This is a genomic window from Clostridium estertheticum, from assembly GCF_026650985.1.
GTDB lineage: Bacteria > Bacillota > Clostridia > Clostridiales > Clostridiaceae > Clostridium_AD > Clostridium_AD estertheticum_C.
Map to the genome: position 1 here is coordinate 4,060,128 of NZ_CP086239.1, position 12,671 is coordinate 4,072,798.

Sequence of the window (12,671 nt, forward strand, 5' to 3'; positions counted from 1 at the left end):
AATTATACTTTTATGCTAATAATTTCAAAGTAATATCATTTATTTTATATAAAATATTACATCTAATTTTTTATAAAGTCAATAAAAACTTTTAATGTCAAATTATATGTACTAGCTATTTCTCTCGACATTTTTAGTACAGATAATATCAATTCCAGTATTAAGTAAATTTTTACATACTACATCTCCTATTTTTATAGGTGGCCCCACATGTATTCTACTCAATGCCTTAGAGCACTCTATCCATAACTTCTTATTAATAGGTTTACTCGTTTTTACTGAAACCACATTACACAAATCCGAACCTTTTATCCTAACTAAAGTTGTTAATACATCATCATTTTCATTAATGTCATAACTAGTTTCTTCTTTCAAGTATACTCATCCCCTACATACTATTAAATTCTTTTATTCTACATAACAAAATATTAGAGTCTTTTGAGTCCTTAGTTATTTCTGTCATTTTTTTACTAGTCTCTCTCGCTAAAATAGAAACGACTTTATTTAGGCAATGTGCCCCTTGGCAATTTCCAAATGCAGCGCCAGTTCTTCTTTTAACACCTTCTACTGTTCTTGCCCCTAATGGTCTACGTATAGCATCAACTATTTCACCTTCAGTTACCTTTTGGCATCCACATATGATTCTACCATATTTTTCATCAAGCTCTATAACTCTTTTTCTCTCTTCATCACACAAATCGCGGAATTTATAATTTTCTCTTCTTTTATCATTAAAATCTTTTTTAAGTTTGCACTTCATATTACTCACTACACTCTCACATACAATACTTGCAATAGCTGGTGTCATAGTAACTTGGCCATAGTGTTTTCCTTTGATTTGAATAAGTCCCTCATCTATACTGCTATCATCAATTACCATTGGATCTTCAAAAAAAGGCCAATCCAAAAACATTTTAACATTCATATCATCCACGACACTTGTTATCTTAGACACCCTTTTTACTACTTCATCATAACTAACATTCTCTCTTGTACTAATAGCAGCTACCGTATCTCCTTCCATACTTGGAAGTGTATAAATCCTCTCACCCTTAGAATTGATCATAAATAATGCATGAGAATATTTTGTTTTCTCACTATTATCTAAAAGTATATATTTCAATGTTCCCTCGTTATTATCTATATCAATATCTTTTACATCCATGGTAGGTTTCTTTTTATTTTCATTAGCTTTTTTTTCATTTCCTATGCTGTAATTTTCCGATGGTGTTGTATTTATTACCATTTTACAAGTTAATTTATTTTTATTGGTAATAACTTTAAAACCTTTTGTTAGCTCTTGGATGTCTATTACTTCTTCTTCTAGTTTAAATTTAACACCATTATCAAATGCTACTTCGCCATAGGATAATGCTAAATCAAATGGACAAATTACACCTGTATTTTTAGAATATAGTGCTTTTTTTATATCTACATTTAGATTTGGTTCCATCTCATATATATATTCAGAGTCTAAAATAAGCACATCCTTTGTTCCTCTATCTATTGCTCTATTATATATTCCTTGTATTATATCTACTTCTTCATCAGTTTGAGCAAGTATTAGAGAACCACATCTTTTGAATGGAATATTAAATTTAGCACTTATAGTATCCATCATCTTATTTCCCATACGTTCAAGCTTTGCAGTTAAAGTGTCTTCACTCTCAACGCCATTATATACCATAGCAGTATTTATTAATGCTACATCATCCGCTATATCATAGTCTTTTTCAATAACAGCTATATTAAGATTATATTTTGAAATTTCATAAGCTACTGCACATCCAATTATTCCTCCGCCTAAAATAAGTACATCATAATCCATTATAACCCTCCAGCATACCTAAACTTTTTCTTTACATTGTTATTATATCCTTTTTTTAAACATACGACGCAGTATATAAAAACTTTTTAGATCATGTTAAATATATTCTATTTAATTACCTTATTAAGCACATCACCTAATAGTTTTATATATGTTCCATATTCATCCATTTTACCATTTTCTTTGGCTTCCATTGCCTTATTATATAGATCTTTAGCAATTTTTATATTATCCGACGTTTTAGAATCTAGATCTGAATTGTATACAGATTTTAATATATTAGTTCTATCAGAAATATTAAATATTTGTTCTAATGCTGATTCTATATTGTCATCTAAAACTATTTTGCCACCATAAGATACTATAACTTTTTTCATCTCTGGTATACTCGTTTTCCCCTTAGCCCTCAAATACATAGGCTCTACATAAAGCAGAGAATTTTTAATTGGTACAATTACTGTTTCTCCAAATTGAACCTGAGACCCTTGGGTATTCCAAAGTGATAATTCCTTTGATATTACAGTATCTTGATTTATCTGTTGCTTAAATAATACTGGGCTATACACTGTTTGCTTTGGTGGCAATATATATAAGACCATTTTACCATAATTATCTCCATCCATTCTTGCTCCAAATAGTGATGCCATGTTATCTCGACCTTTAGTATTGAAATATTCAAGTAAAACCATTTCTTGCTTACTTTCCTTTGGTAATTTCATTATTAAGTAAGAAGCATCAATCTTCTCTTGTTTACCTTCAATTTTGTCTTGGTTTGTTGCTATAGACCATACATCATCTCCGTTATAAAATACTTCTGGATCTGTTATATGATATTTTTCTAGGAGATTTGATTGCAAACTAAATAGGCTCTCTGGGTATTTAAAGTGTTCTTTTATACCACCTGGAATTGACTCTAAATTTTTAAATAATTCTGGAAATATTTTTGAATAGCTATTTACTATAGGATCATTTTTATCAACTATATAAAAGTCAGGAGTTCCATCTAATGCATCAATAACTACTTTAACTGAATTTCTTATATAATTTTTCCCATTTTGTGGCTGTGAATATGGATATCTATTTGAAGTTGTATATGCATCTATAATCCAATATAACCTTCCCCCATTTATTACAATGTATGGATCATCATCATATGTTAAAAACGGAGCAATTTTTTTTACTCTTTCAAGTATATTCCTATCAATTAATATTTTACTATTTGACGTAATATCATCAGACAATAAAAACTTGACACTTTTTTGATCTATCGCAAATAAAATTCTATTTAAAATATTCATTTTTATGCCAGCCACGCCTTCATAACTATTCATTTGGTTTTCCCCGCCCTTAGGGTAATCAAGCTCTCCAATTTTAGTATTAACAATGCTATAATCATTGGTTTTTTCACCGAAATATATTCTGGGATTAGCTAACTTTATATTTGTTTTATTTTCTAGTGGTATATTGTTAATTATGAAATCTGGTTGTCCTTCACTAGTTACAGAATTTACCTTACTCACAACTACGCCATACCCATGTGTATAAACTAAATGTCTATTCTGCCAAGTGTTTGAATTACCTTTTAACGAATCTAGATTAACTTCTCTTGGTGCTATAAATACTTGATTGTATTTTCCATTAATATTATATCTATCAATATCTATATCATTAAATCCATAATAATATCTTAAATATTGGAATTGGTTATAAAATTCTAACGCTGGCTTATAAGAATTTACTTTTATATTGTTAACGGTATCTTTATTTTCTTTAATATCCTCTTTTGTTAAATCATTTTTTATCTCAAATGGTATTTCATCTATATTATTTATATTAAAAGCTTTTCTTGTACTATCTATATTGTACTGAATATAAGGTTTCTCTAGAGTTTTTTCGTTTGATTGAACTTCAAATTTTTGAACTGCAGTTGATGTTATATTTTCCCCAATAATTAAAATAGTTATCACAATAATAGATATAACTATAGGTTTTATTTTGTATGTTAAAATGCTTATAAATGTTATTATGGCAGAGATTAAAGATACTACCGTTATTACCTCATAAAACCTTAATGTTACATGTACATCCGTATAACTTGCTCCAAATACTATTCCTTTTTGTGAATATACTAAATCCCAAGATTTAATTAAATATCCTAAAGACACTAAAAGTATTACAATTGAAGATAAAGCGGCAAGCTGCCTTCCTGCAAATTTAGTTAATTCACCTCTTACGTTTCTAATATTCTTAATTTTTTTAAGTGTAGAAAAATTATTCCTTTTTCTTGGATACATTATATAATCCTTTGACCTCAATATAATATACGTTATTATGGTAATTATCATTAAGACCCCAATAAGCGTTATAAACATCTTATATAGTGATTCAATTAATGGAAGTTTAAATATAAAAAATGAAATATCTTTTTTAAATAATGGATCTACAGAATTAAACTTTGTAGTACTCGCAAATTGTAATATTGTATACCAATATTTAGATGCAAAACTAAAAGACATTATAAAAGAAATTATAGTATTAATTAGAATACTAATACTACGTTTTATCTTTTCTTTATTTTTATTACTTTCTTCGACTTTTTTGCTTCTTAAAATAATGCCTTTAATTATTTTATAATATGTCCATATTGATATATAACTTACTATAAATACTGGTATCATTAACTTTAAAATTGATGTTATCTTAGTAAAATATACAGATAGATAGCCAACTTCCTTAAACCATTGAATATTTATGGCTAGATTAACTATGTTACCTAAGAAAATTATAATAAATACTATTATCACGATAATAGTTGTTATTGTTTTTTTCCCTTTCACAAGATTCACCTCTTATTTAGTTTTAGTAATCTTCCTAGAGTTGAATATTTTGTTTCAATTGCACCAACTGGACATAATTCCTGACAACAAAAACATCTAATGCATTCATTCATATTCCATTTAGGGTTTAGTTTATCCCCATTTTTCACCATTGTAATCACCACTGGCTTTTCTGGACATACCTCTGCACACCTACCACACCCTATACATTTTTGTTGAATAAGTGTTGGATTTGGCGCTATCATTCCCCTTAAAAAATTAGTTACAGCCGGGTTTATAAAATAAAAATTACCACCCTTTCGGCATAGTTTAAAGTTTTTCGCTTTCATATCCTCTAATTTTTCTCCAAGTATGTTTATATCCTTTGGAAGCACTACTCCCCACTTGCTATCGTATGCTTCTTTTAATACTGGTGTATCTAATGGATTGTCATAACCTATAAGCCTAACTGCAGTAGAATCTACAGCCGTTAAGCTTTGTCCCATAATTAAAGTATTCAAATTATACGCCTGACCACTTTTAGGACCATTACCTTCCATCGCAATTATACCGTCTAAGATAGCAAAATTAGTCCCTACAGCGGTATTCAAATCCAGAAGCATCTTACAGAAATTATTTGCATCTGGCATTCTTGTATGCCAAGTTGCCTTTTGAGTTCCCGGTATGCATCCAAATTGATTTTTTACAGCCCCTGTATAATAAGCCATAGCATGTGTTTTAAGCTTTGGAAGCGTTATAACAACATCTGCGTCATAAGCAGCTTTAGCAACGTTCCATGATTTACATAGAATAGAATTATCTAATCTAACATGCACTGATTCTTTAAAATCCTCAAATTTAACCCCATATCTATCTGCAACTTCCATAAGACCAGATTTCTCTGCTGCCTTCCTTGAATCACCGAAACCTGGTGAATCACCAAAGCTAACATGATTTGAATATTCCTTAACAATTCTAATTACTGCCTCAAAAACAGCATAATGAGTTACTACTGGTGACCCCTTGCTTTCAACACTTAACATGTTAGGTTTCAAAAGTACTTTACTATCTTTAGGTATTAATTTCCTTAAAAATTCATCTCCACCCAATAATTCAAATCCTTCTCGCAACTTTTTTTCTATTAAATCAACATCATATTGTTCGCATTTTAAAAGCGCAACATTTTCCATAATACTCTCCCCTTATTAAATAAATTAATATTACAAAAATAAACTAATCAGAAATTAAATAATTTTTTTCTTTTAATTCTTTTATAATAGATTCTATAATTTCCTCATTATCCGCCTTTATAGTATGCAGATGTATACCTTTAGTTAAATATGATAATGGCTGAACACTTGATTCTTTGAAATTTTTTGTAAATCCTTCGATATCCATAATCGTTTTTATCATAATCATTGCTCTTATTTCGCCATATAAAGGGTGTTCTACTGTTACATCTTCTACTACCCCTCCGAACTTAACAATACATTCAAGCTCATTATATATATCATTACGCCCATGCGAAACTGCTATTACTCTCCGTACAAAATTGTTTTCTTCACTAGGAATCAAATAACCTTCTGGAGTTGCAATTATGTTTACTCCTTCTGCTCTTATAATTGCTATATCCTTTACAATAACCTGCCTTGTGACCCCTAATTGCTCTGCTAGAAACTGGCCTTTATATGTATTATCCTTCGTAACTAGTAGATTTCTAATATATTCTCTTCTTTCCTTTGAATTCATTTCATCCTCCTAGTATATGTATTTAATTATATTCTAGCACTCTTCACTAGTTATTAAAAATGTTTTATAATATATAAACTATTTCATTTATATATATTTTTTTTAATTTATTATAAATGGTTATAAAAAAAGAAACTATTATTAGTTTCTTAATTTTTATTATCACATTCCTTTAATATATTCAATTCTATATCGTCTATTATACTATTGTTATGATGATTTTTTATTAAAAATAAAAATCTATCATCATACCCATATTGTTTCAATAAATTACATCCTATCTCTCCATGATTATAATACATATTAACATTTTTAAATTTGTTAAATGCTCTAATTTTTCCATTTGTTATTTTATGCAATATAACCATTATAGCTTTATCTATTGGATTCATTGTACTATATATCTTACCTATATCATGTAACAATGCAACTTTTATCAATTTAAATGATTGTAATTTTCTTTTGTTACAATTTGTTTCTACATCTCTAGCTACATTTATGCAATGCTTTTGTTCATATGTAGGTAATTTATTAAATAACTGTAATTCATAAGTTTTTAAATAAGTTTTTAGGAAATCTACATCTTTATCATTAAGTTTAGCAACTATTGATCTGTAAAACTGCTTTATTCTATATAGTGACAATGTAGTTCTCCCTTCATATTTAAACTTTTTTATTAATTTACCCATTTAATTTAGTATATTTATTACTTTACAACTAATTTTTAACGAAATAAAAAACAGTCTATATTAGACTGTTTTTTTGGTGGAGATAAAGGGAATCGAACCCTTGACCCCCTGCGTGCAAGGCAGGTGCTCTCCCAGCTGAGCTATATCCCCATATGGTGGACCTTCAGGGACTCGAACCCCGGACCGACCGGTTATGAGCCGGTAGCTCTAACCAGCTGAGCTAAAGATCCATATTTATCTGGCGACGACCTACTCTTCCACAAGGTCACCCCTGCAGTACCATCGGCGCATTGAAGCTTAACCTTCGTGTTCGGTATGGGAACGGGTGTTACCTTCATGCCATAATCACCAAATTTATAAGGTATTAACCTTACTATAAAAGTATACCAAGCTATAGTTAACTTGTCAATACATTTTATGAGATATTCTCTCAAAATTGCACAGTGTTTTCGCATTTTATTATTTTATCTTGGTCAAGCCCTCGACTTATTAGTATTAGTCAGCTGAACATGTTACCATGCTTACACCTCTAACCTATCAACCTGGTGGTCTTCCAGGAGTCTTACTTACATCGCACTTACGTGCGAGTAATGGGAAATCTCATCTTAGGGTGGGCTTCACGCTTAGATGCTTTCAGCGTTTATCCCTTCCAAACATAGCTACCCAGCGATGCCACTGGCGTGACAACTGGTGCACCAGAGGTTTGTCCATCCCGGTCCTCTCGTACTAAGGACAGCTCCCTTCAAATTTCCTACGCCCGCGACGGATAGGGACCGAACTGTCTCACGACGTTCTGAACCCAGCTCGCGTGCCGCTTTAATGGGCGAACAGCCCAACCCTTGGGACCTACTTCAGCCCCAGGATGCGACGAGCCGACATCGAGGTGCCAAACCTCCCCGTCGATGTGGACTCTTGGGGGAGATCAGCCTGTTATCCCCGAGGTAGCTTTTATCCGTTGAGCGATGGCCCTCCCACGAGGTACCACCGGATCACTAAGCCCGACTTTCGTCCCTGCTCCACTTGTAAGTGTCGCAGTCAGGCTCCCTTCTGCCTTTGCACTCTTCGCGCGATTTCCAACCGCGCTGAGGGAACCTTTGGGCGCCTCCGTTACTCTTTCGGAGGCGACCGCCCCAGTCAAACTGCCCACCTAACAATGTCCTGTGACCAGATTCATGGCCTCCAGTTAGAACCTCAGTACTGTCAGGGTGGTATCCCAAGGATGACTCCACACAGGCTGACGCCCATGTATCGTAGTCTCCCACCTATCCTGTACAGACAATACCGAAATTCAATGCTAAGCTACAGTAAAGCTCTACGGGGTCTTTCCGTCCAATCGCGGGTATCCAGCATCTTCACTGGAACTACAATTTCGCCGGATGTACTGTTGAGACAGTGCCCAAATCATTACGCCATTCGTGCGGGTCGGAACTTACCCGACAAGGAATTTCGCTACCTTAGGACCGTTATAGTTACGGCCGCCGTTTACTGGGGCTTAAGTTCATAGCCTCGCCAAGAGCAAGCTCTCAGCTAACTAATCCCCTTAACCTTCCAGCACCGGGCAGGCGTCAGCCCCTATACATCAGCTTTCGCTTTAGCAGAGACCTGTGTTTTTGCTAAACAGTTGCTTGGGCCTATTCTCTGCGACCTACTTACGTAGGCACCCCTTCTCCCGAAGTTACGGGGTCAATTTGCCGAGTTCCTTAACAGTAATTCTTCCGATGGTCTTAGGATTCTCTCCTCACCTACCTGTGTCGGTTTGCGGTACGGGCACCAATATCCTCGATAGAGACTTTTCTTGGCAGCGTGGAATCAGATACTTCAGCAATAAATTGCCTTCCCCATTACATCTCAGCGTTAAGAGCAAACGGATTTGCCTGCTTGCTCCGCCTAAATGCTTAGACACACATCCAATAGTGTGCACATCTTATCCTCCTGCGTCATCCCATTTCTAATAACGTCCATTGGTGGTATCGGAATATCAACCGATTGTCCATCACCTACGCCTTTCGGCCTCGGCTTAGGTCCCGACTAACCCTGAGAGGACGAGCCTTCCTCAGGAAACCTTAGGTTTTCGACCGTTAAGATTCTCACTTAACTCTCGCTACTCATGCCAACATTCTCACTTCTGTACCGTCCACCACTCCTTACGGTATGACTTCAGCCAGTACAGAAAGCTCCTCTACCGCTTACACAATTGTGTAAACCCATAGCTTCGGTGGTAAGTTTTAGCCCCGGACATCTTCGGCGCAGGATCTCTTGACTAGTGAGCTATTACGCACTCTTTGAATGAGTGGCTGCTTCTGAGCCAACATCCTAGTTGTCTTAGAAATCCCACATCCTTTTCCACTTAACTTACACTTTGGGACCTTAGCTGATGGTCTGGGCTGTTTCCCTTTTGACTACGGATCTTATCATTCGCAGTCTGACTGCCGAAATAAAAGTATATGGCATTCGGAGTTTGATAGGGTTCAGTAACTGTTGTCAGCCCCTAGCCCATTCAGTGCTCTACCTCCATTACTCAATTAATCGACGCTAGCCCTAAAGCTATTTCGAGGAGAACCAGCTATCTCCGAGTTCGATTGGAATTTCTCCGCTATCCACAGCTCATCCCATGGTTTTTCAACACCAACGTGGTTCGGACCTCCACGGAATTTTACTTCCGCTTCATCCTGGCCATGGATAGGTCACCCGGTTTCGGGTCTACGACATGCAACTAGAACGCCCTATTCAGACTCGGTTTCCCTTCGGCTCCGTACCTTAAGTACTTAACCTTGCTACATATCGTAACTCGTTGGCTCGTTCTACAAAAAGCACGCCGTCACACATAAAAAGTGCTTCGACCGGTTGTAGGCACACGGTTTCAGGTTCTATTTCACTCCCCTTCCGGGGTTCTTTTCACCTTTCCCTCACGGTACTTCTTCACTATCGGTCACTAGGTAGTATTTAGCCTTGGGAGGTGGTCCTCCCAGCTTCCCACAAGGTTTCACGTGTCTCGTGGTACTCTGGATTAGATCTGACTGTTCTTCCTTTTCATTTACAGGCCTATTACCTTCTGCGGAGCAGCTTTCCAGCTATCTTCAATTAAAGAATTGCAGTATTTATGATCTATCCTCAACCCCTAAGTCAAAGACTTAGGTTTGGGCTCTTTCCCTTTCGCTCGCCGCTACTTAGGAAATCGATATTTCTTTCTCTTCCTCCGGGTACTTAGATGTTTCAGTTCCCCGGGTGTACCTCTGCATACCTATTTATTCAGTATGCAGTACATAGTTGTTACTATGTGGGTTCCCCCATTCGGAAATCTTTGGATCACAGGCTATTTGCGCCTACCCAAAGCTTATCGCAGCTTAACGCGTCCTTCTTCGGCTCCTAGTGCCAAGGCATTCGCCATGCGCCCTTTGTAGCTTGACCTTTGATTCTGTCTATTTGCATAGACGGTTTTGTTACTTAATATTAATTTTGCGAAATCATAATAAATTAACCTATAACCACTCACGTGGATCTAAATCTTTTTAAAATAACTTTATACACTGTGCAATTTTCAAAGAACATTTTAAGAAAAACTATTAATTAATTAACTTCTAAAAGTTAATATAATTAGTCTCTCAAAATTAAACAGAGAAATAGGAACGAGTAATTACAATAGATATTTTGAAGAATAATTAAATTCTTCTATTGCATCGACCGAAGTCAATACATCTACTCCCTAGAAAGGAGGTGATCCAGCCGCAGGTTCTCCTACGGCTACCTTGTTACGACTTCACCCCAATCATCGATCCCACCTTCGGCCGCTGGCTCCTTACGGTTACCTCACGGACTTCGGGTGTTACCAACTCTCATGGTGTGACGGGCGGTGTGTACAAGGCCCGGGAACGTATTCACCGCGACATGCTGATTCGCGATTACTAGCAACTCCGGCTTCATGTAGGCGAGTTGCAGCCTACAATCCGAACTGGGATGAGTTTTTGAGTTTGGCTCCACCTTGCGGTCTTGCATCTCTTTGTACTCACCATTGTAGCACGTGTGTAGCCCTAGACATAAGGGGCATGATGATTTGACGTCATCCCCACCTTCCTCCCGGTTAACCCGGGCAGTCTCACTAGAGTGCTCAACTTAATGGTAGCAACTAATGATAAGGGTTGCGCTCGTTGCGGGACTTAACCCAACATCTCACGACACGAGCTGACGACAACCATGCACCACCTGTCACCTTGTCCCGAAGGACTTCACTCATCTCTGAGTTATGCAAGGGATGTCAAGTCTAGGTAAGGTTCTTCGCGTTGCTTCGAATTAAACCACATGCTCCGCTGCTTGTGCGGGCCCCCGTCAATTCCTTTGAGTTTTAATCTTGCGATCGTACTCCCCAGGCGGAATACTTAATGTGTTAACGGCGGCACCGAGGTTCGACCCCCGACACCTAGTATTCATCGTTTACGGCGTGGACTACCAGGGTATCTAATCCTGTTTGCTCCCCACGCTTTCATGCCTCAGCGTCAGTTACAGTCCAGTAAGTCGCCTTCGCCACTGGTGTTCTTCCTAATCTCTACGCATTTCACCGCTACACTAGGAATTCCACTTACCTCTCCTGCACTCTAGACACCCAGTTTCAAATGCAGCACCCAAGTTAAGCTCGGGTATTTCACATCTGACTTAAATGTCCGCCTACGCATCCTTTACGCCCAGTAAATCCGGACAACGCTTGCCACCTACGTATTACCGCGGCTGCTGGCACGTAGTTAGCCGTGGCTTCCTCCTCTGGTACCGTCATTATCGTCCCAGAAGACAGAACTTTACAACCCGAAGGCCTTCATCATTCACGCGGCGTTGCTGCGTCAGGGTTTCCCCCATTGCGCAATATTCCCCACTGCTGCCTCCCGTAGGAGTCTGGACCGTGTCTCAGTTCCAATGTGGCCGATCACCCTCTCAGGTCGGCTACGCATCGTTGCCTTGGTGGGCCTTTACCTCACCAACTAGCTAATGCGCCGCGGGTCCATCTCAAAGTGAAATTCCGAAAAATTCCTTTGATGTTAAGATCATGCGATCAAAACATATTATGCGGTATTAATCTCCCTTTCGGGAGGCTATTCCCCTCTTTGAGGCAGGTTACCCACGTGTTACTCACCCGTCCGCCGCTAATTGATCCCGAAGGATCGCATCGCTCGACTTGCATGTGTTAGGCACGCCGCCAGCGTTCGTCCTGAGCCAGGATCAAACTCTCAATTTAAAAGTTTACACTTTTTTAGTTGAAATAATTAATCTGCGCCAACTGTTAAGTTGGTCACCAACATTACGTTGGTACGCAAGCTCATTACATACTTTTTAGTCTTACGACTAAAATATTACTTTTACTAAAGTAATTGACTGGTTAAAATAAAATATTATTTCATTTCTTTACCTATTTCTCTGTTTAATTTTCAAAGACCAATTTGCTTTGTCATCATGTGACGACTTCTACAATTATATCTGTTATTACTTTGATTGTCAACATATATTTTCTATTTTCAAGATACTATTTAAAACTAAGAAAACTATGTAACCTTTAAACTTAAACCGTTGTTACTACTAATTCGTAACGACAAGATGTATTGTATC

Annotated in this window: 5 protein-coding genes, 2 tRNA genes, 3 rRNA genes and 1 pseudogene; all 11 read right to left on the bottom strand. The window is 36.6% G+C overall.

All coding sequences use genetic code 11. From position 1 onward, the window contains the following. Positions 1–111: 111 nt before the first annotated feature. Positions 112–372: pseudogene (locus LL038_RS19410) on the bottom strand (DUF1667 domain-containing protein); the annotation flags it as partial. 16 nt (positions 373–388) lie between these two features. After that, complete coding sequence (locus LL038_RS19415) at positions 389–1,828, bottom strand: NAD(P)/FAD-dependent oxidoreductase (RefSeq protein WP_216126601.1); 1,440 nt, start codon at positions 1,826–1,828, stop codon at positions 389–391. Between the two features lie 107 nt (positions 1,829–1,935). Further along, positions 1,936–4,665 (bottom strand): UPF0182 family protein, encoded by a 2,730-nt coding sequence (locus LL038_RS19420; protein WP_216126603.1) that lies wholly within the window; start codon positions 4,663–4,665, stop codon positions 1,936–1,938. 5 nt (positions 4,666–4,670) lie between these two features. Next, on the bottom strand, positions 4,671–5,834 hold the full coding sequence (locus LL038_RS19425; RefSeq protein WP_216126606.1) for a DUF362 domain-containing protein: 1,164 nt from the start codon (positions 5,832–5,834) through the stop codon (positions 4,671–4,673). Between the two features lie 43 nt (positions 5,835–5,877). Continuing rightward, positions 5,878–6,393: a transcription repressor NadR gene (locus LL038_RS19430; RefSeq protein WP_216126608.1), complete on the bottom strand. Its 516-nt coding sequence runs from the start codon at positions 6,391–6,393 to the stop codon at positions 5,878–5,880. 149 nt (positions 6,394–6,542) lie between these two features. Beyond that, positions 6,543–7,037 (bottom strand): HD domain-containing protein, encoded by a 495-nt coding sequence (locus LL038_RS19435; protein ID WP_216126612.1) that lies wholly within the window; start codon positions 7,035–7,037, stop codon positions 6,543–6,545. Between the two features lie 119 nt (positions 7,038–7,156). Next, positions 7,157–7,232: transfer RNA gene (locus LL038_RS19440), tRNA-Ala, on the bottom strand. A 3-nt stretch (positions 7,233–7,235) separates the two neighbouring features. After that, positions 7,236–7,312 (bottom strand) — tRNA-Ile (locus LL038_RS19445). 6 nt (positions 7,313–7,318) lie between these two features. Further along, positions 7,319–7,435, bottom strand: a 5S ribosomal RNA gene (gene rrf / locus LL038_RS19450). Between the two features lie 116 nt (positions 7,436–7,551). Beyond that, a 23S ribosomal RNA gene (locus LL038_RS19455) occupies positions 7,552–10,490 on the bottom strand. Between the two features lie 299 nt (positions 10,491–10,789). Continuing rightward, a 16S ribosomal RNA gene (locus tag LL038_RS19460) occupies positions 10,790–12,303 on the bottom strand. Together the 16S, 23S and 5S rRNA genes with 2 tRNA genes alongside form the textbook arrangement of a ribosomal RNA operon. Positions 12,304–12,671: the final 368 nt, after the last annotated feature.

Excerpts from the sequence above, each read along its gene's own strand:
- LL038_RS19415 (WP_216126601.1), bottom strand. The coding sequence starts at position 1,828 with ATGGATTATGATGTACTTATTTTAGGCGGAGGAATAATTGGATGTGCA.
- LL038_RS19425 (WP_216126606.1), bottom strand. The coding sequence starts at position 5,834 with ATGGAAAATGTTGCGCTTTTAAAATGCGAACAATATGATGTTGATTTA.
- LL038_RS19430 (WP_216126608.1), bottom strand. The coding sequence starts at position 6,393 with ATGAATTCAAAGGAAAGAAGAGAATATATTAGAAATCTACTAGTTACG.